The 25652-nt window shown below is 42.6% G+C and carries 25 protein-coding genes and 3 pseudogenes; 15 read left to right on the top strand and 13 right to left on the bottom strand.

What is annotated here, in order from left to right:
- Positions 1-125: 125 nt before the first annotated feature.
- Positions 126-734 (bottom strand): AraC family transcriptional regulator, encoded by a 609-nt coding sequence (locus P4S59_RS23085; RefSeq protein WP_203342767.1) that lies wholly within the window; start codon positions 732-734, stop codon positions 126-128.
- Positions 735-925: 191 nt separating this feature from the next.
- On the opposite strand from P4S59_RS23085, the gene P4S59_RS23080 reads away from it, so the two are divergent.
- Entirely contained in the window at positions 926-2035 is a 1110-nt protein-coding gene (locus P4S59_RS23080; protein WP_337169134.1) for a 1-acyl-sn-glycerol-3-phosphate acyltransferase, read from the top strand.
- Between the two features lie 74 nt (positions 2036-2109).
- On the opposite strand, the gene P4S59_RS23075 is transcribed toward P4S59_RS23080, so the two are convergent.
- Positions 2110-2709 (bottom strand): hypothetical protein, encoded by a 600-nt coding sequence (locus P4S59_RS23075; RefSeq protein ID WP_337169133.1) that lies wholly within the window; start codon positions 2707-2709, stop codon positions 2110-2112.
- Positions 2710-3025: 316 nt separating this feature from the next.
- On the opposite strand from P4S59_RS23075, the gene P4S59_RS23070 reads away from it, so the two are divergent.
- A complete protein-coding gene (locus P4S59_RS23070) occupies positions 3026-3298 on the top strand; it encodes a YnjH family protein (RefSeq protein WP_006742199.1) in 273 nt (90 codons plus the stop codon).
- 74 nt (positions 3299-3372) lie between these two features.
- Here P4S59_RS23070 and P4S59_RS23065 read toward each other — a convergent pair.
- A pseudogene (locus P4S59_RS23065) lies at positions 3373-3671 on the bottom strand (YfcZ/YiiS family protein).
- Positions 3672-4278: 607 nt separating this feature from the next.
- On the opposite strand from P4S59_RS23065, the gene P4S59_RS23060 reads away from it, so the two are divergent.
- A complete protein-coding gene (locus P4S59_RS23060; protein WP_337169132.1) occupies positions 4279-4740 on the top strand; it encodes a TetR/AcrR family transcriptional regulator in 462 nt (153 codons plus the stop codon).
- Positions 4741-4931: 191 nt separating this feature from the next.
- Here the strand turns inward: P4S59_RS23060 and P4S59_RS23055 are convergent, their stop codons facing one another.
- The 6 genes and pseudogenes from P4S59_RS23055 to P4S59_RS23030 form a co-directional block, all read right to left on the bottom strand.
- Positions 4932-5714 (bottom strand): heme ABC transporter ATP-binding protein, encoded by a 783-nt coding sequence (locus P4S59_RS23055; RefSeq protein ID WP_337169131.1) that lies wholly within the window; start codon positions 5712-5714, stop codon positions 4932-4934.
- Positions 5714-6751, bottom strand: coding sequence for a FecCD family ABC transporter permease (locus tag P4S59_RS23050; RefSeq protein WP_337169130.1), 1038 nt, complete (start codon positions 6749-6751; stop codon positions 5714-5716). Before P4S59_RS23050 ends, P4S59_RS23055 begins: the two co-directional genes overlap by 1 nt.
- A 9-nt stretch (positions 6752-6760) precedes the next feature.
- Positions 6761-7630: a heme/hemin ABC transporter substrate-binding protein gene (locus P4S59_RS23045; protein WP_337169129.1), complete on the bottom strand. Its 870-nt coding sequence runs from the start codon at positions 7628-7630 to the stop codon at positions 6761-6763.
- 28 nt (positions 7631-7658) lie between these two features.
- On the bottom strand, positions 7659-8072 hold the full coding sequence (locus tag P4S59_RS23040) for an ExbD/TolR family protein (RefSeq protein ID WP_046873761.1): 414 nt from the start codon (positions 8070-8072) through the stop codon (positions 7659-7661).
- Positions 8069-8767: a MotA/TolQ/ExbB proton channel family protein gene (locus tag P4S59_RS23035; protein ID WP_005392513.1), complete on the bottom strand. Its 699-nt coding sequence runs from the start codon at positions 8765-8767 to the stop codon at positions 8069-8071. The genes P4S59_RS23040 and P4S59_RS23035 overlap by 4 nt, the downstream gene beginning before the upstream one ends.
- Positions 8767-9515, bottom strand: a pseudogene (locus tag P4S59_RS23030) (energy transducer TonB). The gene P4S59_RS23035 and the pseudogene P4S59_RS23030 overlap by 1 nt, the downstream one beginning before the upstream one ends.
- Before the next feature lie 160 nt (positions 9516-9675).
- Here P4S59_RS23030 and hutW point away from each other — a divergent pair.
- From hutW to P4S59_RS23010, 4 genes are all read left to right on the top strand, one after another.
- Entirely contained in the window at positions 9676-11046 is a 1371-nt protein-coding gene (hutW, locus tag P4S59_RS23025; protein ID WP_337169128.1) for a heme anaerobic degradation radical SAM methyltransferase ChuW/HutW, read from the top strand.
- Positions 11047-11078: 32 nt separating this feature from the next.
- Positions 11079-11582: a heme utilization cystosolic carrier protein HutX gene (gene hutX / locus P4S59_RS23020; protein WP_124007549.1), complete on the top strand. Its 504-nt coding sequence runs from the start codon at positions 11079-11081 to the stop codon at positions 11580-11582.
- 56 nt (positions 11583-11638) lie between these two features.
- Positions 11639-12169: a heme utilization protein HutZ gene (hutZ, locus tag P4S59_RS23015; protein ID WP_006742192.1), complete on the top strand. Its 531-nt coding sequence runs from the start codon at positions 11639-11641 to the stop codon at positions 12167-12169.
- Between the two features lie 97 nt (positions 12170-12266).
- The gene (locus P4S59_RS23010; protein ID WP_048625311.1) at positions 12267-12803 is read left to right on the top strand and encodes an ATP:cob(I)alamin adenosyltransferase; all 537 of its coding nucleotides are present in this window, start codon (positions 12267-12269) and stop codon (positions 12801-12803) included.
- A gap of 100 nt (positions 12804-12903) precedes the next feature.
- On the opposite strand, the gene P4S59_RS23005 is transcribed toward P4S59_RS23010, so the two are convergent.
- Positions 12904-13818, bottom strand: a complete 915-nt coding sequence (locus tag P4S59_RS23005; protein WP_005392519.1) for a chemotaxis protein — start codon at positions 13816-13818, stop codon at positions 12904-12906.
- 214 nt (positions 13819-14032) lie between these two features.
- Here P4S59_RS23005 and ppiC point away from each other — a divergent pair, with 214 nt between their 5' ends.
- The 4 genes from ppiC to istB all read left to right on the top strand — a co-directional run bounded on the left by ppiC (position 14033) and on the right by istB (position 18915).
- Entirely contained in the window at positions 14033-14374 is a 342-nt protein-coding gene (ppiC, locus tag P4S59_RS23000; protein ID WP_256894035.1) for a peptidylprolyl isomerase PpiC, read from the top strand.
- 40 nt (positions 14375-14414) lie between these two features.
- Positions 14415-16058, top strand: a complete 1644-nt coding sequence (locus tag P4S59_RS22995; protein ID WP_337169127.1) for a recombinase family protein — start codon at positions 14415-14417, stop codon at positions 16056-16058.
- 573 nt (positions 16059-16631) lie between these two features.
- Complete coding sequence (gene istA / locus P4S59_RS22990; protein WP_337167981.1) at positions 16632-18164, top strand: IS21 family transposase; 1533 nt, start codon at positions 16632-16634, stop codon at positions 18162-18164.
- A 10-nt stretch (positions 18165-18174) separates the two neighbouring features.
- The gene (gene istB, locus P4S59_RS22985) at positions 18175-18915 is read left to right on the top strand and encodes an IS21-like element ISVch3 family helper ATPase IstB (RefSeq protein WP_238131037.1); all 741 of its coding nucleotides are present in this window, start codon (positions 18175-18177) and stop codon (positions 18913-18915) included.
- Here the strand turns inward: istB and P4S59_RS22980 are convergent.
- Both P4S59_RS22980 and P4S59_RS22975 read right to left on the bottom strand, forming a co-directional pair.
- Positions 18907-19686 carry a hypothetical protein gene (locus P4S59_RS22980; RefSeq protein ID WP_337169126.1) on the bottom strand — a complete coding sequence of 260 codons (780 nt, stop codon included), beginning with the start codon at positions 19684-19686 and terminating at the stop codon, positions 18907-18909. The two genes, istB and P4S59_RS22980, sit on opposite strands and share 9 nt — an antisense overlap.
- A 176-nt stretch (positions 19687-19862) precedes the next feature.
- Positions 19863-20423: a recombinase family protein gene (locus tag P4S59_RS22975; protein WP_258658309.1), complete on the bottom strand. Its 561-nt coding sequence runs from the start codon at positions 20421-20423 to the stop codon at positions 19863-19865.
- Between the two features lie 340 nt (positions 20424-20763).
- Here P4S59_RS22975 and P4S59_RS22970 point away from each other — a divergent pair, with 340 nt between their 5' ends.
- The 4 genes and pseudogenes from P4S59_RS22970 to P4S59_RS22955 all read left to right on the top strand — a co-directional run.
- A complete protein-coding gene (locus tag P4S59_RS22970) occupies positions 20764-21729 on the top strand; it encodes a PHP domain-containing protein (RefSeq protein WP_337169125.1) in 966 nt (321 codons plus the stop codon).
- Between the two features lie 8 nt (positions 21730-21737).
- A complete protein-coding gene (locus tag P4S59_RS22965) occupies positions 21738-22790 on the top strand; it encodes a hypothetical protein (protein WP_337169124.1) in 1053 nt (350 codons plus the stop codon).
- The gene (locus P4S59_RS22960; protein ID WP_025527099.1) at positions 22771-23064 is read left to right on the top strand and encodes a hypothetical protein; all 294 of its coding nucleotides are present in this window, start codon (positions 22771-22773) and stop codon (positions 23062-23064) included. The genes P4S59_RS22965 and P4S59_RS22960 overlap by 20 nt, the downstream gene beginning before the upstream one ends.
- Positions 23065-23852: 788 nt before the next feature.
- Positions 23853-24541 (top strand): annotated as a pseudogene (locus P4S59_RS22955) (ABC transporter permease); the annotation flags it as partial.
- Between the two features lie 177 nt (positions 24542-24718).
- Here P4S59_RS22955 and P4S59_RS22950 read toward each other — a convergent pair.
- Positions 24719-25477: a DeoR/GlpR family DNA-binding transcription regulator gene (locus P4S59_RS22950; protein WP_005375354.1), complete on the bottom strand. Its 759-nt coding sequence runs from the start codon at positions 25475-25477 to the stop codon at positions 24719-24721.
- Positions 25478-25652 lie beyond the last annotated feature (175 nt).

Genomic DNA, 25652 nt, shown 5'->3' with positions numbered 1-25652 from the left:
ACCTTGAGCGAACATAAAAAGGGCGTACATCATCCATGTACGCCCTTTTTATTTTTATCTGAGTCTCTATTTTCTGCGCGCGTTACTCTGCGTAATACTGAAAAGATGGCTCGTTAGAGTGCGACTTATAGCGATTCTCCAAAGACCAAAAAGCAAAGTTGCTCATATTCTTCTGTGTTACCCGCAAAAAGCGTATCGACAATCTGCTCTTCTTTCTGTCCCGACAGCTTCATTTTTCTTGCTTCACGGAGTGTGAGTACCAAGCACAGCTCTTTAGAAATGTCCATGTCACAACCAGGCGTCCACTGATTGATGGTTTTTGTTAACGTTGAGTGCGCTAGTTTAGGAGAGAGAGTCAATACTTCATGTCTTACTACCGTCAGCAGATCGGTTTGCAGATCTGAGCGCTCGGCTGTTGTTGCTAGTTTCTCGACGAGGGCTTTTAGCAGCGGTGAAGGTTTCACAAACCCTGCTTGTTGTGAGAAGTCATCATTTAAACGCACAGAAAAATCACAACGATATACACGAGAATTAGGTAAAAAGGTGAGGGAGCTCAAACATCCTTGAGGAATCCAAAAATATTGGCCTGGTTCAATGGCATACTCCTGCTTACCCAATTTAATGACGGCTAACCCTTCGACGACAGACAGCAGACTGTGCTTCAGTGCTTTTTTGCGCGCAGCTACTTCAAGAAAGGGGTATTTAGCGTCGTGAAATTCAATTGCGTAGTTCATTATGAGTACCAGTGTTTTTTGGCGCTAAGGGTAACGTTAAACCTATACGATTCCAACCAGCTGAGAGAATTTTTTAGCATGAGAAATTGTAGCCTAACTGGTATGACCATGTTAAAAGTATGGGTTGAAATGCTGCTTGTCAGCAAAACTATGCGTAAAATGTGCCAGCTTTTTTTGATATGTAATGAACAATGACTGCCAATACCGATCCTTATATTGAAATTCGTCCTTACAATGACGAAGAAATTCCAGCAGCGCTGGATCGTCTAATCCAAGATGATGAATTTATCACTGCTATTCTCGATCATCGCTTTGCTAATAAAGCAGCGTGGTTTAAAACGCTAATGAGCCCGATCCTGCGCATCTACCTGAAAGCTAAATGGAGCAAGCTTGATTCAGTAGAAGCGATTCAGATTGAAGTGAAGAAGTATCTGAAAGATACATTGAGTAAGACAACGGATGGCGTCACTTTTTCTGGTTTGGATAAGCTGGATAAAAACACGTCGTACTTATTCGTTTCTAACCACCGTGATATTGCGATGGACCCTGCGCTAGTAAACTATGGCTTGTACCAAAGTGGGCACCGTACAGTTCGTATTGCGATTGGTGACAACCTGCTGAAGAAGCCATGTGCGACTGAATTGATGCGACTCAATAAAAGCTTCATCGTTAAGCGCTCTGCTAAGGCGCCTAGAGAAATGATGAAAGCATTAGGACAACTGTCGAGCTACATTAAACACTCGCTTGATACCGGTAATTCAATTTGGATTGCCCAAAAGGAAGGTCGTGCCAAAGATGGAAACGATTTTACTGATCCTGCGATTTTAAAAATGTTCCATGTTGAAGGCCGCAAGCAGAAGATCAGCTTTGGTGAATACACGCGTTCTTTGAAAATCGTTCCTGTCTCGATTGCCTATGAAAATGATCCATGTGACATTGCCAAAGCAAAAGAGCTGTACGAAAAAGCAGAAAATGGCCGTTATGAAAAAGGTGAATTTGAAGATATCGAAAGCATCATTCAGGGCATCATTGGTTATAAAGGCCGTGTGCATGTCGCGTTTGGTGATGTGATTGATCAAGAGTTTGAAACGCCAGAATCTCTTGCCGGCGAAATCGACCGCCAAATTCACAACAACTACAAGTTGTACCCAATCAACTTGCTAGCTGCTGGACGCGAAGATTCAAGCATCATCACAGAGGCGGTGAAGCGTCACCTCGCGGATAAATTGGAGCAGTTACCTGAAGGGGCAAGACCTTATTTGGTGGCGAGCTATGCCAACCCAGTGAACAATCAAGAGTAATATTCATCACTGAACTTGATGGATTATGAACGTCTTAAAGCCTCGGTTTACCGGGGCTTTTTCTTGTCTGCTTTTTAAGGTGCAACAGCCCCGCCAAGGGTTAAATTGCTAGGCCACTTGGTGATCTTGTTACCACCTAAAAAGACATTCCCTTTCACCGTCATCGTGTCTGGAAATACTTGTAGCGCGGATCCTCCTATATAAAGGTTACCATCAACCACCAATCCTTCAGGAAGAGCAGAGATAGGAGTGCGAATAACACTTAAGTCGCCTTTGACTCGAAGTTTAGCTGGGAGCGTTTTTAATGGTGTATCCGTCAAGTTCAGATAACCGCCGAGTTTGATGCCCCTAGGCCAGCTTTCGATCTTACTACCCAGTAGATTCGCATAACCTTTTATCTTTGTACCTGAGCGAATGGTTCTGAGTGCGCTGTTGGTTGCTTCTAAACTGCCTCCAACATCAAGCCCCTTAGGCAGCTTTTTGATCGGGGTTTGCGAGATATTTAAGTTGCCTTGGACCACTAACCCAGAAGGTAGTTGGGTGTAAGGTTTGTTTCGTAGATCAAGATTACCGTAATTATCGGTGTGACCAAACTTAGAGTAGTAATCTAGCTCATATGCGAAAGATGGGAAGCAGAGCAGCATCAAGGTAAGGAAAAGGGAAACAAAACGCATAGCCAGAGACTTAGTTAAACATAAAGATCTTAAGTGCTCATCTTATACTTAAATAGACTCATTATGCATACTTTGTTAACAGTTTTTGATTTTAGCCCAAGAACTTCAAATTAGGGCTTTATCTTAAAGCATACACGCTCTCACGATGCCGAGTTGCTCCAGTGTGCAAGTTAGGGAATGATTAAGTGATTGATTATATAGTTTATTTAAAAGTAAATGTAAGAAAAATATCAGTAGAGATATGAAGAATATGAGGTTCTGCCAAGAACTGAACAAGCGTCCTTGTTAGTATCATGAGCGTCTGAGGGAGATTTTCATGAAGTTAAAAAGAGTGTCTATTTTTGCCGCTGGTGTTGTAGCAGTACTACTATCTGGGGCCGCTTTTGCTAAATCATACAGTACGCCAGAAAGCAAAGCGCTGGTGGTCGCTGACGGCAAGGTAGGTCAGCGTATCTGTTACTACGATGATAAAGCCTACACCACCGGAGCCGTGATTAATGTTGAGGGTGTATTACTGATGTGTACAGCTGAGAACGATTTTGAAACGAATGGTTCGTTAAAGTGGGTGGTATTCAAAAAAGATAAATAAACGCCAAAAAACGGTCTGTTTAATATTAGGATAACGGAAAAATAAAAAAGCGAGCACAGAGCTCGCTTTTTCCATTAACGCGCGAGTGAGCGAGTTTTTAATTCAAAGATAAGCTTTTCAGCACTTACTTCAAATTTGAATCGAGCCGTCGCTTGGTTCGACTCTTCTGTTATTTCAGAAACATTGTATTCAACATCAGCACATACTGATTTAGCGAGCTCAATGTATTTTTGTAGTTCAGACTCTAGCTCTGTTTTTGTCTGTGCGAAAACCGTTACGTCGGCAACTTCGTCACCTTCTTTGATGATGAAGCCAATCTCGCCTGCGCAGCCGCAAGCTTCACATACTTGTTTTTTTCTAATTCGACACTCATAACGAATCCTCTTGTAAATACTAAGGGTATTCTATCAGGTATTTGATCTGTATCTACAAAAATGACGAGTTTTGAATAAAAAAAGAACAGAATAGGCGCTTATTAAGTAAGGGTTAAAGATTGGATTACTAAATCATCAAGAACGTTAATGTGATATATATCAACATTTAAAATCAATTAACGAACATAGTGACGAGATTTCGCTCAGCCCAGTTGAACTAATGGACAATTTATAAGACTATTTCTTGATTGATTATTTTTAATAATTATCATTCTTGGTCTTTGAATAGTTTCGATGAATAAATGGCGCAAGGTTTTGATGAGACTAACTTTTCGCCTTATTTTGAGTAGCATGTATTGACAAAAACATAACTGCAACTTGCACATTACGCAGTGTAAAGACGTTATGATTTGGAACTTAACTTTATATTAAGTAGTCGCAGTACATATATCCAAATGGCCTTAATGCGCAGGTGTTAGCGGTTCAATTTTTAGGTTTCGCTTAACGAAGTGCCTTGGGCAACTTGGGTATAATGCTAAGAATGATTTCATTCTGGCCTCATTTAATAGTGAGTTAGATGGATTTACAAAGAGAAGAGCTTAAAATATGCCAAAGCGTAGTAAAGAAGATACCGAAATCACTATCCAAAAGATCATGGATGCCGTTGTTGATCAGCTACTAAGACTAGGTTACGACAAAATGTCGTACACGACTCTAAGTCAGCAGACAGGTATATCTCGTACCGGTATTAGCCATCACTTCCCTAAGAAAACGGACTTCACCGCCGCACTGGATGGCCGTATCTTTAAAATGTTTGTTGAACACCTAGAGTTTGATAAAGGGCTAAGTGCATTTTCACAAAGTTGGATTAAAGCACTGGAAGATGCTGAGTTCCTCGCGATTTTACGACTGCTATTCCATCACATTGTCACGGCCGAAAATGCGCAAGAATTTGCTGCTAACGGTATTGACCGTTTATACAAAATGGTTGAAAGCCAGTTTGGCGCAGGTGGTGACAAAGAGCTCGAGTGGTTGATTGGTCGTTCATTGATCCAAATGAGTAAGTAATCGCAATTGAGAGCGCTAGATGAACACTTGTTTGCTGCTTTGGTTGTAAAGCCAAGGCAGAACACAGTAATTTTCTCGCCGCTCTTTTGAGCCCAAGATTCGATTAAATATCAAAGCAAAGGCCCGCAATATGATTATTGCGGGCCTTTGTCGTTTGGAAAGCAGAAGAGACGGCTCAGAAGAGAGACACGCTAAGCGGCGGCGTGAACTTGAGGAAAGTCTAAAGTTGGATGTTTTGTCACGATGGAGCGGTAGCCATAAACGTGCTCAATGCGCTCTGGCGTCAGTGCATTCCAAGGTGTGTCATCACAAACCAGTTTTCCGTTATGTAAAAGTACAAGTCGGTCTGCGTACTGGGAGGCTAAATTCAAGTCATGTAACACGACAACGACTGCGGCGTTCTGTGTTTTCGCGGCCTCACGAGCAATCTTTAACGTGTTGTGTTGGTGGGCGAGATCTAAGGCAGAGGTTGGTTCATCAAGCATCAAGATTCGTTCCTCGCCAGATTGGTGTAGCTGTGTTATCACGCGTGCTAGATGTAATCGTTGCTTTTCGCCACCAGATAAAGATGGGTAGAGGCTTTCTGCCAAATGCATTACACCGGTTTGTTCCATGTAGTGTAAAGCTAACTTAGTGGTTTCTTTATTGGACAGCGATAGCGGAATCGCGCCTAATTCGACCACTTCTCTGGCTAGAAATGGGAAGGTCAACGTACTGTGCTGTGGAAGCATCGCAATGTGTTTTGCGCTTTTTTCAGGCTCCCAATCATGCTTTTGTTTACCGAAGTAGGCGATGTCATGATTTGAAGAGATTTCACCACACAGAAGCTTGAGCAAAGTACTTTTGCCCGCACCGTTGGGGCCGAGTAGGGCGGTCACTTCACCAGCTCGGATATCAATATTGATGTCATCGAGAACAACGCGCTTGCCAAATTTCATCGAAATGTTTTTACCCGATAAAACGATCTGGTTCATTACAAAATCTTCCCTTTCTGCTGGAACAATAAGTAGATGAAGAAGGGCGCACCGATCAAGGCGGTCACGATACCGACGGGTAATTCTGCTGGTGCCACGGCAATACGAGCAAACATATCAGCAGCGGTAAGAAGCAGCGCTCCCATGAGTGCAGAGATTGGCAGTTGCGTTCGATGGTCGGGGCCTGCTAGCATGCGTCCTAAGTGAGGAATCACGAGCCCAATAAAACCAATTGCACCACTAATACTCACCGTAATACCAACCCCCAATGCAGAGAGCAAAATAAGCTGTCGTTTGAGTTTTTGGACCGGAACTCCCAAGTGTCTTGCTTCTGATTCCCCTAGCAGAAGAGCATTCAGCGCCATCGACTTCTTCTGGAACCAGAGTAATAGGATGACGAGTGTTACAGCAGATAGAGCAATCCCTGACCAATTTGCACCAGCTAATGAGCCCATCGACCAAAGCGTCAAGTCTCGTAGCATCTGATCATCAGCAATAAAATTCATGTAACCGATCGCCGCTCCTGAAAGCGCGCTGATGGCAACACCAGCTAACAACATAATCGTAACTGAGGTACCAAATTTACTTGTGCCGAGTTTATAAACGAGAATGGTCGTCAACGCACCTCCTAGGAAAGCAAAAAGAGGCAGCGCAGCTAAGCTCATCAATTGAGGATAGTTTTGGCTAAACTCAGCAAATACAACAATAGCGAATGCACCACCAAGAGCAGCGCCAGCGAACACGCCAATGATGCCGGGCTCGGCCAGCGGGTTACGGAATAGGCCCTGCATAACCACGCCACAAATCGCCAAAATAGCCCCGATGAACATACATAAAATGGTGCGAGGTAATCGGATCTCATTAATCACCAACTGAATGTGAGGAGCGAGATCAGAACTGCTTCCTGTTAGGCTACGCAAACTGTCAGTGAAACTAATGCTCATTGGACCTACTGTAATAGAGGCGATAGCAACAAATGCTAAAAAGCCACTAAGTACGGATAACGTCGTTGAAAGGGAGATACGTCTTAACAACATGTCATGTCTCTATGGGTAAAGCAGCGCATTCAAACGCTCGGCTTCTGCAAGGCTTTTAAGACCCAAACCACCAACAAGGGCGTGACCGTCAATCTTGATGATATTTTTATTCATTCCCGCAGGTGTTGTGGCGAGCAGTGGCATTGCTTTTAAAATCGCATCGGCACCGCCCAGCGTTTCATAGCTGCGACCGCTAACGAGAATAACGTCAGGCTGCATCTCTACCATGGCTTCTGTGGATAAAGGCTTGTAAGAAGACAGCTGGTCAGCAGCTGGGTTTAGTCCGCCTGCTAGCTGGATAATTGCATCGGGTGTGGTTTCTGATCCTGCAACGTTCGCAGGTCGACCTTCATGGATGAGTAGAAACAGTACTTTCTTTTTCTGAGCTTGAGCAGGTTGATTTGCATTGAGTGCTTGAACTTGCGCTTTCACATCTTGCTTTAAATCTTCCGCTTTAGCCTGGCGATTCATAAGGTTCGCAATTTGATCGATACGTTGGTAAAGGCCCTCAACGTTGGCATCAGTATTGACGATTTCTACATCTACCCCCGCCGCTTTTAATTGGTTCAATGCTGTTTTCGGTCCCATCTCATCAGAGCCAATGACTTTTGTCGGACGTAAGGCGAGCAACCCTTCTGCTGAAAGGCGGCGATGGTAGCCTACTTTAGGCAGCTCCATGCCTTTTGGTAACTGACTGGTTACGTCGATAGCAACCAAGCTATCTTTGGCGTCGAGTTCAAGCAACAGTTCAGTGACGGCACTGCCTGCACTAACAACACGCTCTGATGATGGTGTTTCATTGGCAAAAAGTTGGCTACTCGCAAGTAGGGAAATGGCTGCCGTAACAACAGCATGAATGGTGGCACGTGTGTTCTTCATTTTGAAAGGATCTCTATCTTACTTATTTTTATGATGGCTCTTCAGTGAGTAACTGAGTTGCCTGAATTCCGTTTTCTTGTAAAAAGCCGAGAAGTTGAACTAGCGACTGAATGTTCGCGGTTTTTTCTGCTCCAATCACAATCGGTTTATCGCTTGATTTACTCTCTTCTAGCAGCGCGAGGGTAAAGTTGTCCCAATCGATGTATGTCTTGCCGTTAATGGCCCAGTAAGGCTCGTCTTTAAGAATGTTTACCGTGATGGATTGCTTATCGACATCTGCAACGGCCTGAGATTCTGTACTCGGTAAATTGACATCTAATGAATCGAGCTTGACCGCTGCAGTTAACATCAGGAAAACCATTACGATAAAAATGATGTCCAACAGCGGTGTTAAATCAGGAGTTAAGTCGTTACGAGTGTTGTCTTTTGGCGTTTTAATCATTGTGCTTCTGCCTCGACCTTTGCAGAAGAGCGCACTGCTAATGTTGAATTGTCTGGCGACACGTGTTGCAGAGAGATACCTTCAAGCCATAAGTTGACATAGTTTAATGTGTGTTCGAGTTTGGCGATCACACGATCCGCCCACAAACCAATGATTTGTGCTCCTGAAATCGCAGGAAGGGCGATAATAAGACCTGCTGCAGTAGTGCGCATGGCCAAGCCTAGACCGTCTGCCAAATCATTCGGGGTGATATTCCCCGTTGAGACAGCGATGCCTTTGAACATCTCAATTAAGCCAAGTACCGTACCAAGCAAACCAATCAAAGGGCTAATTACGCCAATCAACGTCAGTAAGCGAAGGCCAGAATGCAGCTGATGACGTTTTTCTTGCAGCCAAATGCCTGCGGCATCTTCTCTTAGAGACTTTGAGAAAGAGTGATGGGCAAGCAACATGGCAACGCCACGATAAAGGAGCGGTCGCTTATGTGACAATTCTTCTGCAAGCGTCTCAAGATCGTTTCCATTCGTTGGGTCTAACCCAATGAGCTTTTGGCGAATGGCTCGTTTCCCGACGCCAAGGCTAATCAAAACGTGGAATAACCGCTCGGTAATGATCATGACGGTGAGGGCTGAGCAAATGATCAAAGGCCATGTCATTAGGCCAAGTTGAGTTTGTAATTCTTGTAGTTGTTCCATTATCCATCCAACTTAAAACGAACAGGTACTTTTACTCGGTGAGCCACTTTTAGCCCGCCCGAAATATGTGGTGTAAATTGCCATTGTTTGATGGCACGAAGCGCTGAGGCGTCCAGCGATTCTGTGCCGGAAGACTCAATCAAAACCTGTTTAATTTGATTGCCATTTTCATCGAGCCATATTTCATATAAGGCTACGCCTTCGATACCGCGTCTTTGTGCAGATCTTGGGTAGCGAGGCTGAGTTGGTTGATTAACAAACGTTGGTTTGTCGACCAAAATAGGTTGAGACGTTGCCCCTTTGGATTGGCTCGCTGGCGCGGTTTGCTGAGCGACCATCTCTTTCTTCGCCGGTTCCGTTTTTTTCTTCGGTTTGGCTTCGGGCTGATTCTCTTGTTTTGTTACGGCTTTGGCTGGTTCCACCGTCTTAGGCTTAGATTGTTTAACCGGCTCTGTTTTTTCTTCACTACCTTTTTCTTAACAGCGTCTTTCTTGACGACCTGTTTCTTTACGATCTTCTTTTCTGGCTCAGGCTGTTCCTGAGGCTGCGGCTCTTTTGGTGGCGCCACATTTTCTGGCGTGGATTTTTCGACGGTAGGTGGTGGTACCGATACAAGGTTTAAACTTACCGAACTTGCTGGATTTCCAGCAGGCATCGCGAACACTTTCGTATCTTGAGAAACAAAAAGAAGTGCGGCATGGATGGCAAGGGAAGCACCTCCTGCAATGACATATCTTTGTACGTTCACGGAATATCTCGGGAAACTATGAAAACTTGAGCAGATTATTACTCACAACCGAAATAAGATCAATTATCAATTGCATTATCATTACGCTCAAATTATGATTCTTGCAGATTTTTAAAGACCAGCCTCCATCCCTTATATGGTGGGAGCTAAGCGAGTATATATGAGCGTCGATATCGATAAATTTGACGAATCAGTGTTGGGAAGCGATAGCCCTGACCCATTGCGATTTGCCTTTGTTAAGAAACATTCGGCACACGCTGGCGGAGCGAGCGTGCCTGTACCTCCACCTCAGCAACAGGCAATTTTTTCAAGCGTTACCGCTAACTCGGTTAAAGCGACCAATAAACGTTGTCTTTATATTCACGTTCCATTTTGTCGCGTACGTTGCACCTTTTGTAACTTCTTTCAAAATGCTGCGAGCCGCGCACTGGTTGACGAGTACTTTGACGCACTGATGCAGGAGCTCAAGGAGAAAGCTGCATTGCCTTGGACACAAAACGGTATTTTCCATGCTGTGTATATCGGTGGTGGAACGCCAACGGATCTGTCTCCAGCACAGGTTCGCGTGTTAGGTCAGGCGATTCATGATCACTTTCCTTTGGCTGCGGATTGTGAAATCACCTTAGAAGGTCGCATCAACCGTTTTTCTGATGAGCTATACCAAGGCGCTCTCGACGGTGGATTTAATCGTTTCTCTTTTGGTGTACAAAGTTTTAATACACAAGTGCGTCGCAGCGCGAAACGATTAGATGATAGAGAAGATGTGCTAAAGCGAGTTGGTGAGATTGCCAATGAAGACAAAATTCCTGTCATTATCGATTTACTCTACGGCTTGCCTTATCAAACCAAAGAAGTGTTAGAGCAAGATTTAAATGATTTTCTCTCGACTGGCGCACACGGACTGGATTTGTATCAGTTAGTGGTTGGTGGGTCAGCTCCCATGCTCAACCTTGTAGAAAAAGGAAAAATCCCCCCACCAGCTACCACGCCAGAAAAAGCAGGCATGTATGAGCTTGGTGTGAACTTTATGGCCAAACACCATATGAAGCAACTGAGTGTGAACCATTGGGCAATCGATAACCGTGAACGTAGTATATACAACAGTTTAGCCAAGACATATGCAGAGGTACTGCCAATTGGCTGTGGCGCTGGAGGTAATATCGGTGGTTACGGAATGATGCAACATCGCACATTGGCGACCTATATTAAAGCCATCAAAGAAGGGCAAAGCACCATCGCTATGATGATGAAGCAAAGCCCTCTAGAGCCACTATTTGCTGCACTCAAATCCGGGTTTGATCGCGGTATCGTTCAGGCAAACCAACTGCCATCGTTTATGGGGGAGGACACGTTCGGATTTTTAATGCCTCTATTTAAAGTGTGGCAGCAAAAAGGTTTAGTGGAACTGCATGAACGCAGCCTAGTTCTTACTCTTGCTGGTAGTTTCTGGGCTGTTTCATTGGCTCAAGGTTGTATTCAGGTACTTACGTCAGAGATGAACGAAACCGTACCGAAAGTATCCAATAATTAATGAAAACAAATTGAACAAAAACGGAAGACACAATGGAATCAATCAAGCAACAAGTTGAAGTATTACTAGAGCAAGAACCACAATTATTGCCAGCTGCGATGGCTGAACGTCTCGGTATTTCTGAATTTGAGGTTGTTGCGGCTTTGCCGCAGGAAATGGTAGCCATCGCTCCAGGAGCGCAAGCACAAAGCATTCTAGAAGGTTTGGTTGGTTTCGGCCCAGTGACGACTATTGTTCACTCTTTTGGCTCTATTTTTGAAGTCAAAGCGCCATTCCCAAAGGGAAAAGTAGCGCGTGGCTATTACAATTTAATGGGCAGAGAAGGTGAGCTACACGGTCACTTGAAGCTAGATAATGTTAAAAATGTTGCGTTGGTCAGCAAACCGTTTATGAGTAGAGAGAGTCACTATTTTGGCTTTTTCTCTGAGTGCGGAAGCAATATTTTCAAAGTTTATTTAGGCCGTAACGAAAAGCGCGAGCTACTTGAAGATCAAGTCACCGCATTCCGAGCCTTACAAGCCGAATTGAAAAAGTAATCACAAACATAATCGAGGCTCAACTCGAATACTAATTAGTAAAGTCAGGTATCAATATGGATCAACAAGTTAAACAAGAGCGTTTGCAAGGTCGTTTAGGGCCAGAGATCAAAGAGTTTCGTCAGGAGCGTCGTACGCTTCAGCTTGCAACTGTCGATGCAGAAGGTCGCCCTAATGTAAGTTACGCGCCTTATGTCCAAAATCAGGAAGGCTACTTCGTACTCATTTCTAAAATCGCTCGTCATGCTCGTAACCTTCTAGAAAATCCTAACGTTTCTTTGATGATGATCGAAGATGAAGAATCTTCAAAGCAGTTGTTTGCTCGTAAGCGCTTAACTTTTGATGCTGTGGCAAATGTGGTTGAGCGTGACACGGAGATGTGGCACCAAGTTGTTGGACAAATGAAAGAACGTTTTGGGGAGATAATTGATGGTCTCAGCCAACTAGAGGATTTCGTGTTGTTTAACTTAAAGCCAGAATCGGGACTGTTTGTTAAAGGCTTTGGTCAAGCGTATCAAGTCTCTGGCGACGATTTAGTGGACTTTGTTCACCTTCAAGAAGGTCACAAGAAAATCGAAAGTGCTTGATTGTAAACCGGTCATGTAAATATCGAGCATTCGGAATAATGAACGCATAAGGGGAGTTAGGTTATACTGGCTCCCTTTTTTATATTGGAACAAAAGCATGAAGCCTGTGAGCAAGGAATTGAGCGAGATTTGCTATCCCTTTATTTACGAGGACAGTCCGGTTTGTGACTTTGAAATCACGGCAGATGAACTTTGTAGTCGTATTGGTTTAGTTCTCGCGATGGATCTGGACGAGTTTAGCCGCGATATACTGACAAGAATGCAGCCTAATGTATATCACCTAAATGGTTCGGTTCGCGGAAAGCTAGCGATTACAGAAGCGGAAGTTGAAGAGCTAAAGGCAGATTATGAATTACTTAAGCAACGCATTGACGGTGGATTCAAAGGTTTCGTTCTACCCGGAGGGCACCCTGCATCCAGTCAATTGCATTTGTGCCGTTGCCAAGCTAAAAAAACGGTACGAGCATTAGTTGCGATCGAACATGCAGGTAAGAAGCAACCTGCCCCCATTCTATTTCGTTACGCGAACTTATTGGCGAATGTACTTTATAGCTTGGCTTCTTATATTAATCACATCAATCAAGTCGAAGAGACAGAGTTTGTATCTCGTAGTTACTCGATGCCAAAGAAGTGACCTGAGAAACTAGCAGCTGCGAACATCAAAGCTTCTGCGCGAAAAAATGGCCGCAAAACACCATATTCGACAATTTGCTTCTTGGCTGTTTAGTTAAGAGTTAAGAAGCCATAGCTTTGGCTTCTAGTTCTTTTGCACCGCGCAGCATGGCTTCAATCAGCTCACCAGCATTGAACTTCTCAAGCGCCTCGTGTGCGCCAACTTGGTGAGCTCTGTCTACACAGATTTCGCTCGATAACGACGTATGCAAAATGCGGTATGAGTGATTAAGAGCGGAGTCATTTTGTACTTCGAATGCTAGCTCGTAGCCGTCAAGCCCTGGCATCTCAATATCACTGACCAAAATATCGATTGGTCGATGAGCCTCAGCCTCGCTTTTCATGAGCTCTAATGCGTCTAAACCATTTTTACAAATTTGGTATCCGATATTGATACTATCAAGAGCATCACACAGCTGTTTACGAGCGATGGAAGAGTCATCCACCAAAAGAATGCTTAATGCTTTTAGGCGCTCACGTTCAACATCTGTCAGCATCGGGATCTTTGAGTTTTCGTATTGCGGATAAATTTTGGAAAGCAGCAGTTCTACATCCAGCATCTGAACCGTTTTGTCTTCGTAGCGAGTAATACCTGTTACGAAAATATTTTTCCCAGCGCTCGCTGGTGGGGTTTCAATGGCTTTCCAATCGCATTCAATGATCTTCTCAATACTACGAACCATAAAGGCGACCACGGTTCGCAAACAGTCTGTCACGATCAAGTAGCAATTCTTGTATTCTTCTTCACTGATAGGACGAAAGCCGACAGCCGCTGACATGTCGATCACAGGCACTGTTAAGTTACGTATTGTAACGGTGCCAATGACGTGATGATGCGAGTAAGGGATCTTCGTGGTTGGCATATACGGAACGATTTCACGGACTTTTAGCGTGCCTATCGCGAAACTCTGTTGCAGGGTGAGTTTGAACATCAACATGCCCTGAGATTGATTCGCTTTACTAACGACTTTTGCCATGAAATAACCTTATAAATACCACCGAATTGTGTCTAATCTAATCTTATCAGACGAAGGCTTCAACCATCGGAGAGACAAATGTGAGCTTTTTAGACAATCTCTTAAAGAATAGTGATTAACTGAGCAAAACTTGGTTGTATTTTAATCTTGTCATGCCGAAAGTTTGATAGTCCCATGTATTTGAACCTTGAAGCCGCCTAGGTATAAACAAGAAATGTTTGGCGTGTTAAAAGGGATTGGGTACACTTGCGCGACCAGAATAGTGAGAGATAGATCAATGGCAAATACAGCAGCCGCATTACATATTCTTGTGAAGCACAAAGAGCAAGCAGAAGACATTATCAAGCAACTGAAAAAAGGCGCAAAGTTTCAGACACTAGCGAAGAAGTATTCCACTTGCCCGTCAGGCAAGCGCGGTGGTGATCTTGGTGAGTTCCGCCGTGGTCAAATGGTACCTCAGTTCGACAAAGTGTGCTTTTCTGGCGAGGTTTTGACGCCACACCTAGTCAAAACCAAGTTCGGCTGGCATGTTGTAAAAGTATTGTATCGGTTATGACATAACTCTAGAATCCGCCCTTGTTATTTAGGAGGGCGTTATGCGCACAGCGTATAGTTATGTAAGACTTTCTTCAAAAAAACAAATTCAAGGTTATGGTCAAGAGCGTCAGTGGGAGGCTATACAGGCAGCTGCTCTAGCTCACGGCTGGTCACTTAGTGAAAAGACCTTTTCTGATCTTGGAGTCAGTGGTTGGAAAGGTGCAAATATTGAAACTGGTGCCTTAAGCCAGTTTCTTCAATGTGTCGAAGACGGCTATATTGAGAAAGGCAGCGTTCTGATAGTGGAAAATGTTGACCGTCTTTCCCGTGCTGGTGTCCAGCGTGCGGTCTCACTTCTAATGCAGCTACTGGCTAGTGGTATTAGCATTTATACATTCACCGATAGTAAGTTATACGAACCTGATTCTCATAATCCTCTAATGGATTTAATGGCGTGGGCTTTAAGTGCCCAGCGAGCCTTTGAAGAGTCAGAACGTAAAAGCCAAATGATTCTGAACGCTAAGGCAAAGGCTCGTGAAAAGGCTCGTCTTACTGGAGAAATTATCACGAGACGCTGTCCTAGTTGGTTGCGTGTCAATCAAGATAAAACCGAATTTGAGCTTATTCCTGAACGTGTGGAAACCGTTCGAAAAATATTTGATTTATACGTTAATGGGTATGGCACGCCTAGGATTGGTCGTCTTTTAACAGAGGAAGGCCGGAAGCCTTTAACTGGTAGAGCGTGGTATCCAAGAAGTATATCCAGAATTCTTCAATATCGTGCAGTTCTTGGTGAGTACCAACCAACCTTAAATGGGAAGCCTGAAGGCGAGGCTATAAAAAACTACTACCCTGCGATTATTGATGAAGACCAGTTTAATGAAGTACAAGCCGTCTTAAAAGAAGGTGGTGCAGGAAAAGGGCGCAGGGGAAAAGAGATGCGCAATTACTTTGCTGGTCTACTTCGGTGTTCATGTGGTGAAGGTATGCATATTGTGAGCTCATGCGTTAAAGGAAAAAGGTATTACCAGCTTCGTTGTCTTCAATATCGCATTAGTTGTTTTGATAGCCCTTGGAACTTCTACAGGCTGTCTTCCTTCGTTCTCTTTGCTTTACGCCGCTTACCTATCCTTGAAGTTATGGGTAGTCAGGATAACAACAATATCAAAGAGTTGAATGCTAAAGAACGAGAACTAACATTCCTTCTAGAAGATACCAGAAGACAATTAGACAATACGATAAATGCCATTGCAGCACTCGGATTAAACGATCAGCTACAAAGTAAATTTCGTGAGCTAAAAACGTCAGTCACGAACATTGAGAAGCAACTTTCTAATGTCAAAACAGAACTAGAGACCTCTCAAGGTAAGTTAGTAATTCAAAAACAAGATTCTGAAATGTTAACTGGCCGTTTTCTCGAGCTCATTGATAGTACTAAAGATATAGATGGTCGAATAAAGCTTAATCAAGTTTTACGACGGTACTTGAGCAAAATAGAAATGCATGCAGATAAGAAAGAAGAGTATCGGTATATAAAGATATATAGAAAGGATGGTGATGAGCTTGTAAGTATTCAATGTGATCATAGTCTCAAAGGTGCACTTTTTGAGAGTAAGGATGGTCTAGAGACTTTTGAATTGCTTCCTGCTACTGACGCCAAAAGAAACGAGATTAGTAATACTCTGTTGTGTACACCTAAGTAACTCTCATTGTACACACGTGTACATCTTTGTTTAAATGAGCCCGTAGGCCTTGTGGTATAAGGCTTACGAGCTCACAACGTTATTTCTAAAAGTCGTAATTTTCGATTAAGTCAGGTGCTTTAATTCCGTCATTTTTGTCTTGAATACACCCTTCTATAGAACCAACCTGATCTAGCCACTTATTTCTTTGGGATATAGAGATGCCTAGTTGTGAACCTCTAGTTACTTTTCGTAAGCCTTCCCTAAAGATATCCTCTCCGTAAAATGTAATGAGACGACTGAGACTGTTTGAGACATCTTTGATCTGTTGCTGCTCCCACTTTTCATCGTCTAGGTTTGACATTGCGTATTTCGGAGCATTCCGAACAGCCATTTCGGTATGACCCGAACACCTATTTCGGTTTAATCCGAACGTACATTCCGCGATTATCCGAACACTTTTAAGCGAACTCCGAAATCAGCGTTCGGAATAGCGAAAACCGCGTTCGGAATGCCCGAAATCCTTCCTTTTTCTCTTTTAAATCAATAGCTCGCTATTCTTTACTTCTTAAACAAGAACGTAAGGAAGCGACAATGGCTAAAAAGAGAACTCCAATGAACAAAATCAAAGAGATATTACGCCTTAAGTACGAGTGTGGGTTGTCCTACCGTAGTATTGCTAGTTGTCTCAATGTCAGCCTTGCAACAGTCTCAGAGCTTGTCGCTCGCTTTAAGCAAAGTCAGATAGGCTGGCCTCTCCCAGAAGGTTGCAGTGATACGGACCTTACCAAAGCCCTATATCATTCGAAGCAAGCCAGTCGAGACAAGGTTATGCCAGACTTCGCTCAGTACGCTGTCGAACTCAAACGTAAAGGCATGACAAAGATGTTATTGTGGCAGGAGTACCATGAGCAATATCAAGAGCAAGCTTACGCTTACACTCAGTTCTGCGAGCACTTCACTCGTTGGTTCAAAACCCAAAAGCGCAGTATGCGTCAGCTCCATGTTGCAGGTGATAAGCTGTTTATCGATTACTGTGGGCCTCGGCTTCAAGTGGTCAACCCTGATACAGGTGAAGTGCGCGAAGCAGAAGTGTTCGTAGCAAGCTTAGGCGCGTCCAACTACACCTATGTGGAAGCCTTCCCCAGCCAAGGGAAGTCTTACTGGTTAGAGGCGCATGCCAATGCCTTCGAGCACTTCGGTGGCGTCCCCCATCTCTTGGTTCCCGATAATCTACGCAGCGCGGTCAGCAAACCTAACCGTTATGAACCGAGGCTTAATGAAAGCTATCAAAAACTGGCAAATCATTATCAAACTGCCGTGATGCCAGCTCGCCCCTACAAACCGAAAGACAAAGCCAAAGCAGAAAATGCCGTCCTCCTAGTGGAACGTTGGATCATGATGCGACTTCGCCATCAAACCTTCCATACCTTTAAAGAGCTGAACCTCGCCATCCGTGAGCTTATGAATGACTTAAACGAACGTGAGATGAAGCAGTATGGTGCGAGCCGCAAAGCACTGTTCGACAAACTCGATAAACCCGCGTTAAAGCCCCTTCCTAAACAGCGATATCTCTATACCGAAACCAAGCGAGCCAAAGTTGGGCCTGATTATCACATCGAATATCGCCGTCACTACTACTCGGTTCCCCATCAACTGGTTGGCCACCATGTCGAGCTGGAAGCCTCCAACCGTCTGGTGCAGATCTACCACCAAGGTAACTTGATCGCTCAACATCCACGCAGCCAAAGGGAACGTGGAAACAGCACTCAACCAGAGCACATGCCGAGTAACCATCAACATCAAAAGTGGTCGCCTGGACGCTTGCTCAACTGGGGAGCCAATATCGGCCCAGCCACCCGAGAAGTCGTCAATAAGATGCTGAACGCCAAACCTCATCCAGAGCAGGCCTATCGTTCCTGTCTTGGGCTGCTCAATCTGAGTAAAACCTATGGCGAGTCGCGCCTAGAACAAGCCTGTAAAGATGCATTGATGCTGACAAAACCCAATTACACCTTCGTCAACAATCTACTCAAGAACAATCGTGAGGGGCACCTGAGTAAAGATAAAGCGAATACGCCGAACCTTGTTCACAGCAATGTTCGTGGCCCGAACTGTTATCACTAGGAGAAAGGATATGAACGCACTGAATGACCAACTCAAAACCCTGCGCTTAAGTCATGCGGCGAAAGCGTTAGAGCAGCAACAAGAGCAACTGACCACCTACGCAGAGCTGGACTTCGAGGAGAGGTTAAGCCTACTTCTGGAAAGTGAAATCTTGAATCGCAATCAAACCAAAATCCAACGCCTGAAACGACAAGCCAAGCTGAGAGTGGATGCTCAGCCGAGCCAACTTATTTACAAGGAGGGACGAAACCTCAACCGCAAGCAGATGAGCGAACTGCTAACGGGTGGCTATCTGCACAAGCACCAGAACATCTTGATCACAGGCCCAACAGGCGCAGGTAAAACGTATCTTGGTTGCGCACTGGCAACCAGCGCCTGCGACCAACAGCAAACGGTCAGATACTACCGATTAACTCGCTTGCTCGATGACCTGACCGCAGGTCGTCTGGATGGTAGTTATCAAAAACAACTTCAGTCGCTGGCTAAGAAAGGCTTACTACTCCTCGACGACTGGGGGATGGAAAAACTGACTCAAGAGCATGCTGGTCACTTGTTAGAAGTACTTGAAGATCGTTACCAAAACAGCAGCACAATCGTCATCAGCCAGTTACCAGTAAAAGAATGGTACAACATGATCGGCAACGCCACTGTCGCTGACGCTCTAATGGATCGTCTAGTTCACAATAGTCATCGAATAGAACTGGGAGGAGAATCAATGAGAAAACTGGCGCAATCCGAACACTTAGAGTAAAAATAGGGAAAGAGAAAAAGTGCTGGTTAAGGTGTTCGGAATAAACCGAAACAAGCGTTCGCAATCACCGAAATACGCAGACATATTATCTTTGCCAGTAATTGCATCTGAGAGACGTCTGATCTTAGGAAAACCTTTAGAGTCCCAACAATTGCTCGGTAAGTGATATTTACTCTCCAGACCAAATCTAAGGCGTTCAACAAAGCTCTCTAAATCTACTATTTTCATATAGATGTTATCACCTAGAGCTTCACCACAAGCCTTTAAGTCTCTAGCAATATGCGCAGCTTGACCACGACTACAACCCACGGCCTTTACTACTTGAGATACACTTAGGTCAAATTCTTTATTTACAATTAACTTGCGGAACTTAGCCTGCATAATTTCATCATGAGTAACACCTACACCATGTGACTGATTGGCGTCTTGAGCTGCTGAAAACGCTTCAATGTAAGTACGGTTATATATCACTCGTGAGTTAATCTTTAGTTCAGTATTTGGGTTTTCTGCAAGATACTCCAAGCAAGCTCCAGTACGATGGAAACCATCCACTACATAATACTTATCATCGACCACAAAAACGGTGATAGGCTGCCTTATAGGCTGTCCATTACGAAGGTCTTCAAGAATCTCTTTGCTTTGACTCTCTTGCTTGATCTCTTGCGCTGAACGTACTCGTTTGTCTTGTATGAGTTCAACGTCACGGGCTTGCATTGCTGGATCTAGTATGAGAGTACGAGGGTCTAAATACTCAAATCTGCTATCTGCCATGAATTGATTCATAGTGGTCTTGGTACCTATATATGATTACTTAGTGATTATTTCTCTGTTCGGTTTGTATCTGAATAAGGGGGAGGGGCTGGAGTACAACTATTTGATTTCTATTGCTGCGTATCCTTATTTTTATAAACAATGTGTGATTGAATTTTTAGATTTTTGTTCAGTTACTAAGTTACGTTCTTTGATAAAGCTCTTTGCACTGTAGACAAGGATACACCTACCTGAGAGGCTATCTTCCGCAAAGATAGTCCCTTAGAACGCAGCTGGTGGATACGTAGGTGGTTTTCACTGTTTGTTGGTCTGCCTTTATATTTACCTGCTGCTTTAGCCTTCTCAATGCCTTCCTGACGTCTTTCTTGAATCATTGCTAACTCAAACTGAGCTACGGCACCCAGCATGTTAAGCATCAGCTCAGACATGTGGTCACAGCCACCAGCTTTGAAGCTTAGGTTCTCTTTATGGAATCTAATGCTAATCCCTTGGCTAGTCCAGTCATTTACTAACTGCTTCAAATCAACCAAGTTACGAGCTAGACGGTCGATACTATGGACATGAATTGTGTCTCCTTCACGTGCATAATCTTTAAGGGCTGCTAAGGCTGGTCTGTTAGTTGACCCTCCACTACATTTATCCACAAAGCTCTTATCGAAGGTGATGCCTGAGTCTGCCAGTTGACGTTCAGTATTCTGCTCAATAGTTGAAACTCGTAGGTAAGCTATATGCGCCATTAGGTGTACCCGTTTAACTTTAGATGCGTTAGATTTTATTGTGGTCATAAATCAAAGGCAATCCTATTGGGTACTGTTTGATCAAGGTTTGACCGTAGTCGTTTGGGTATACCTAATGGGTATAGCATGAAGGGTTCCTATATGAGAGTACCAAAAGAGAAAAATAAGAATATGATAACTGGTTGTTATATTGGGGTTTGATAGACGACAACGATAAATGAATATGCTAGCGTGTACATAAAGATGTATTTGAGTGTTAGATGGCTACCAACATCTGATTTGCAGCACCGTACTTTCTGACACTGATAGTGTTTAAACTAATTACTGGGTTGTTGATATTATGAAAAAAATTGACCTTCATCTACACACTGTCCATACAGAGTCGGATCCATGGTTTGAATACTCATTAGATAGTCTTAAAAAGTATGTAGAGGTTTCAAAACTCGATTGCATAGCCATAACAAATCATAATGTATTTGACTTAGGGCAGTTTTCTGAGATTAAAAGAGAAATAGACGCAATAGTATTCCCAGGTATTGAAATAGATTTAGATGGGGGGCATATGTTATTGATATCAGAGGGGGATGATTTGGTTGACTTTGACATGCGGTGTAAAGAGGTAACAAAAAGAGTCAACTATCCTCATCCGAATATTTCTCTTGAAGAGTTTAAAGAGATCTTTCCTAACTTAAAAAAATACATACTCATTCCTCACTATGATAAGAGCCCTAAAATTACTAAATATATTTTGGACAAGCTATCTGATTTTATCACTGCTGGTGAAGTACAGTCGCCTAAAAAGTTTATTCAGCAATATAAAGAAGAAGGTTCTTTAGTTCCAGTTCTATTCAGTGATCTGAGAATGAAACTGGGACTCACAGAATTTGAATCAAGAGCTACATATATCAATTTAGAGTCTCTTGATTTTAGAAATCTAAAAATAGCGCTGACTAAAAAGAGTTTTGTGAGCCTTAGTGAACAAGAAGGAAATGATTTCTTTAATGTTATGGATTCTGGAATAAGGCTATCTACAGGTCTAAATGTTATTCTAGGTAAGAGATCTTCCGGTAAGTCGTATACTCTGGAGAAAATTAAAAAAAGTTCCGGAGAGGATGCGGTTAAGTTTATTCGTCAGTTTGAGCTTCTTGAAAATAATGAAGAAAGAGACAAAAAGGAGTTTGATGATGCAGTTAGTAAAAACCAGAGTGAGTTTACTGAACGATATTTATCACGCTTCAAGTCTGTAGTAGATGATGTTCATAGGATAAACTTGAAGAATGATGAAAATGAAGTCGAGCTTTTTTAAGCTCTCTTTTGGAAAATGCACATAACCAAGCTAGGAAAGATATATATTCTAAAGCTATTTTATTTTCTGAACATGTTTTTCTTGAGAAGGAACTCAATGTGCTTGAAAAGCTAATAAGTTCTGTTCAAAATATAATTAAAAATACAGAATATGCTGAGTTGATAGAGAGGTCTGTTAGTCGGGAAAGTTTAATTTCGTTGCATACTAGTCTAATAAATCAATATAAATTTGATGTGTTGGCTAATAAGAAAATGCAACTGGTAAATGATATGGTAACGAAGATTAAATCTGAGCTTAGTTATAAGACTTCTCATAAAACTATTGATAGTATAAACTTTAGAAAACTAGCCTTGAATAAAGCAAAAGCCAAAAAATTCAATGAAATAGTTATGGCAATTAGAGAAAAAAAACGTATTGGTACAAAAGAGCTTTACGGTTACTCTGTAGTAGCTGAAAGAGACAAGTTTTCTGGAGCCTCAGATTTAAAGACGGTTTTTAAAGGTAGAAACTCATTACAAGATGCATATAAATACTATGAAGAGCCTTTTAATTATATAAATAAGTTAAAAGAAGCAGGAATAGAAGATGTAGAGCTTTATAAGTTATTTACGAAAGTCTCATATAGAATCTTAAACAAGTATGGTACAACTGTATCTGGAGGCGAAAGATCTGAGTACAGATTATTGAAAAGTCTCCACGATGCAAAAGACTATGATATTTTATTAATTGATGAACCAGAGTCTTCGTTTGATAATGTATTTTTATTTGAAAGTGTGAATAAAATAATTAAGGATTTATCTAAGCAGATGCCAGTAGTTGTAGTTACACACAACAACACAGTTGGAGCGTCTATAGAACCAGACTATATATTATATACAGAAAAAAACGTTATAAAGGAAAGTCTAGAATATAATGTTTATTTTGGTCACCCTACAGATACCTATCTTACAACTCATGATGGTAAGACAGTAAAAAATTATAACATACAATTAGACTCTCTTGAAGCTGGTCAGAAACCATATGATAACCGAGGGCAAGATTATGCAAATCTTAAAAATTAATGATAATGGAACAACCTGCTTTTCATTAAATGGATTAGATTGGACTCCAATAGATAGAATAGGAAAGGAAGATATACTTAAGTTATTGGATTTATGTGTTGAAAAAGAGATTGTAATGGATGAGTATGATGAAGAACGTATCAAAAATCCAGCTCATAACATTATTTATAAAAATATCTATCTTAAGTTAGGTGAGTTCTATATTAATAAGCAAAGCTTTATTGATGAAGTCGAAGGTCTATATAAGGAAGCTTTAGAGACGTATAAAAAATAATTGTTCATATTTTGGTTTGTTGATTTTCGTATTGTACTTATTTCTCTTTTGACTAGTTTTTATCGGTACATATTAAAGTTTGTTGTGAGAAGAAAGGCAAAACATAAACCCATTTTGTGTTTCAAAAACAGACTCTAATCATTCTTTCTACTAAAGACCTGTAGTATCAGTTGCTAAGTTAAGCACGGGGAGTTTTGTTAACACATGGTTTTTCAGCGTTGTTTTAGATGGTAACTGGGACTCGAGTTAGATACTGTCCAAGTTAGCAGTGTAATGTTTCCATGCCATTTATCTGTCACACAAGTATAAGTGCAGCTAGCTTAGCATTTAGTGGCATCTGATGTGTTATATGTCACAAAAATAGTTATGTCTTTAAGGAAACTTAATTAAGGTGCTTTACAGAACATAAGGCTTGGTATCTACCTAAACATTGTCAGATGAAACCCACAAGCCTTAAATATCATCTGTACGGTCTCTTTTCACCAATCACTACCGTTATGACATGGCAGATATATTCTGATCTGCCATGCTCAACCAAACGCTAATCTTTCCAAACTAGAAACTCATTTATATGTAGTTAACTTGGCTTTTCTCATAAGTCGTTATCCTATTTGAAGCTTTGTATGAGAATACGTTTGCTGGTTGTATCAGTTATCCATGCTATTCCTTGCTGGAGAACTCTGGTTCATGTTCGGGCGCTTGCTCAATGACAGCCTTAGCGTGTATTAGATGAGCCTTGGGTGATCACTTGGCTATCGGCGAACATCAGTAAGTTTCAAATCTTACGCTTTGCCTTGCTGATTGGTTGTGCGGGGTGGGCGTTAATGCGCGATCCTTACACCATCCACTTTACTCGCCTTGAATTGCGTTTGGTGCCGACGCCGTTGGTCGAGATCTGCTTGCTCGTGTAGGCGGCGGTATGAGGTCGACGATCAAAATGGGCATCATCGCAACGTTCCTAAGTTTGGTGATTAGTTTGCTGCTCGGCTTCGTGACTCGTTATAGCCGAGGCTTAATTGAGATCACCAAAGGTGTGCCATACATTGTGGCGGGTCTGCTGACCGCTGGTCTAACGGGGATGAACCCAAACAGTGCCTTGATTGCGATTGTTATGGTGTCGTGGGCACCATTAGCGGCGCCCTGCGCGAGCTTGTTGATGGAAGCCAAAGTGCAGCCTTATACGCATCTTGCGCCCATTTGGGGAACCAGTCAGTGGCGAGTACTCCGTTACTACTTGTTGCCTTATGTGCTGCCGCCATTGATTCGTCACGCGTTTCTGCGTTTGCCGTACATTACGATCAGCCTGACTTCTCTGAGTTTTATCGGACTAGGCGTTAAGCCGCCAGAACCCGAGTGGGGTTTATTGATTGCAGAGAATCTGCCTTACATAGAGCGCTCGCCATTAGGTGTCTTGCTGCCAATCTCAGGCTTAGTTTTGATGGCAATTGCGGTGAATTTGATTTTTGATGACAAGTGACGAGCAGCGATAAAGCGAAGTGAGCGTCCATATCCAGATGTAATCAGTAATTTGGTAATTTAGAAAACAAAAGGATGTGTTTTCTGCCAGAAAGTACACAATAAGGTCTATGTATATTGGAAGCACCTATAGATTAACGAGTATAAAAGTGACGCGAACTCAGGTGTTTAGGTAGTGTTACTCTTTATAAACACGTAATCCTTTATCCGTTAATTCTTGTGTGACCACTTCTGATAGGTTTCGATCGGTAATAATTCCGTCCAATTGCTCGATGTCTAATGCATGAAAGCTCGCTATCTGACCGTATTTAGTTGAGTCTGAGATCAGATAGTTGGTTTGTGCCGCCTTGATGATCGCTTTTTTTACGAGAACTTTATTTTCATTAGGTGTTGATAAGCCCTTCAAGCTCCAAGAAGAAGTCGAAATAAAGGCGATATCAATATTTAGCCCGTTCAAGAACTCTGCGACTTTTCCACCAATGGTGGATTGGTTTTCGCGGTCAATTTTTCCTCCTGTGTGGTAAAGCTCACATTCACTGTGCGTCATAAGGAAAGCAGCAATAGAGAAGTCATTGGTGATCACTAAAAGATCATTACGATTTGCTATTTGATGGGCGATTTCTAGAGAGGTTGTTCCCGCATCCAAGTAAATAGTAGCGTCTTGGCCAATTAACGTAGCCGCCAGCTTACCAATTTGAATCTTTTCATCCGCTTGTTGCTCGACCTTCGCATCATGGGAAAGTTCTGAATGTAGAGCTTGAGCGAGTTGCACTCCACCAGAAACAGAAACGACTTTACCTGAGGATTCAAGCTTCACGATATCACGACGAATGGTCATATGTGATACGCCAAGGTGGTCGGTTAAATCTGAAATGCTTAACACTTCTTGATGTGATAACAGGGATAATATGGTTCTTTGACGTTCTGCTGGGATCATAATTTCACTTCTATATTCTTGTTTTTCAGTATCCTACCAATCTTTTTATTTTTTGTGAATATCTGTGAATTATGTTCTCAACGTTGTAAGAACAGCCTTCGCTTGTGTTAACTGCTCGGAATGTCTCTTCCCATAAAGAGGTATATATCACGACATTGTTAATTTATGTGAAAAA

The organism is Vibrio sp. M60_M70, assembly GCF_037162085.1.
GTDB lineage: Bacteria > Pseudomonadota > Gammaproteobacteria > Enterobacterales > Vibrionaceae > Vibrio > Vibrio diabolicus.
The sequence above is the reverse complement of the archived record's forward strand: the minus strand, read 5'-3'. Positions and strand labels throughout refer to the sequence as shown.

Excerpts from the sequence above, each read along its gene's own strand:
- P4S59_RS22975 (WP_258658309.1), bottom strand. The coding sequence starts at position 20,423 with ATGGCGCATATAGCTTACCTACGAGTTTCAACTATTGAGCAGAATACT.
- P4S59_RS23070 (WP_006742199.1), top strand. The coding sequence starts at position 3,026 with ATGAAGTTAAAAAGAGTGTCTATTTTTGCCGCTGGTGTTGTAGCAGTA.
- hutW (WP_337169128.1), top strand. The coding sequence starts at position 9,676 with ATGAGCGTCGATATCGATAAATTTGACGAATCAGTGTTGGGAAGCGAT.
- hutX (WP_124007549.1), top strand. The coding sequence starts at position 11,079 with ATGGAATCAATCAAGCAACAAGTTGAAGTATTACTAGAGCAAGAACCA.
- P4S59_RS23035 (WP_005392513.1), bottom strand. The coding sequence starts at position 8,767 with ATGGAACAACTACAAGAATTACAAACTCAACTTGGCCTAATGACATGG.
- P4S59_RS22980 (WP_337169126.1), bottom strand. The coding sequence starts at position 19,686 with ATGGCAGATAGCAGATTTGAGTATTTAGACCCTCGTACTCTCATACTA.
- P4S59_RS23085 (WP_203342767.1), bottom strand. The coding sequence starts at position 734 with ATGAACTACGCAATTGAATTTCACGACGCTAAATACCCCTTTCTTGAA.
- P4S59_RS23010 (WP_048625311.1), top strand. The coding sequence starts at position 12,267 with ATGAAGCCTGTGAGCAAGGAATTGAGCGAGATTTGCTATCCCTTTATT.
- P4S59_RS23055 (WP_337169131.1), bottom strand. The coding sequence starts at position 5,714 with ATGAACCAGATCGTTTTATCGGGTAAAAACATTTCGATGAAATTTGGC.
- P4S59_RS22960 (WP_025527099.1), top strand. The coding sequence starts at position 22,771 with ATGCAAATCTTAAAAATTAATGATAATGGAACAACCTGCTTTTCATTA.
- hutZ (WP_006742192.1), top strand. The coding sequence starts at position 11,639 with ATGGATCAACAAGTTAAACAAGAGCGTTTGCAAGGTCGTTTAGGGCCA.
- P4S59_RS23060 (WP_337169132.1), top strand. The coding sequence starts at position 4,279 with ATGCCAAAGCGTAGTAAAGAAGATACCGAAATCACTATCCAAAAGATC.
- ppiC (WP_256894035.1), top strand. The coding sequence starts at position 14,033 with ATGTTTGGCGTGTTAAAAGGGATTGGGTACACTTGCGCGACCAGAATA.
- istB (WP_238131037.1), top strand. The coding sequence starts at position 18,175 with ATGAACGCACTGAATGACCAACTCAAAACCCTGCGCTTAAGTCATGCG.
- P4S59_RS23050 (WP_337169130.1), bottom strand. The coding sequence starts at position 6,751 with ATGTTGTTAAGACGTATCTCCCTTTCAACGACGTTATCCGTACTTAGT.
- istA (WP_337167981.1), top strand. The coding sequence starts at position 16,632 with ATGGCTAAAAAGAGAACTCCAATGAACAAAATCAAAGAGATATTACGC.
- P4S59_RS22970 (WP_337169125.1), top strand. The coding sequence starts at position 20,764 with ATGAAAAAAATTGACCTTCATCTACACACTGTCCATACAGAGTCGGAT.
- P4S59_RS23045 (WP_337169129.1), bottom strand. The coding sequence starts at position 7,630 with ATGAAGAACACACGTGCCACCATTCATGCTGTTGTTACGGCAGCCATT.
- P4S59_RS23005 (WP_005392519.1), bottom strand. The coding sequence starts at position 13,818 with ATGGCAAAAGTCGTTAGTAAAGCGAATCAATCTCAGGGCATGTTGATG.
- P4S59_RS22950 (WP_005375354.1), bottom strand. The coding sequence starts at position 25,477 with ATGATCCCAGCAGAACGTCAAAGAACCATATTATCCCTGTTATCACAT.
- P4S59_RS23075 (WP_337169133.1), bottom strand. The coding sequence starts at position 2,709 with ATGCGTTTTGTTTCCCTTTTCCTTACCTTGATGCTGCTCTGCTTCCCA.
- P4S59_RS23040 (WP_046873761.1), bottom strand. The coding sequence starts at position 8,072 with ATGATTAAAACGCCAAAAGACAACACTCGTAACGACTTAACTCCTGAT.
- P4S59_RS22995 (WP_337169127.1), top strand. The coding sequence starts at position 14,415 with ATGCGCACAGCGTATAGTTATGTAAGACTTTCTTCAAAAAAACAAATT.
- P4S59_RS23080 (WP_337169134.1), top strand. The coding sequence starts at position 926 with ATGACTGCCAATACCGATCCTTATATTGAAATTCGTCCTTACAATGAC.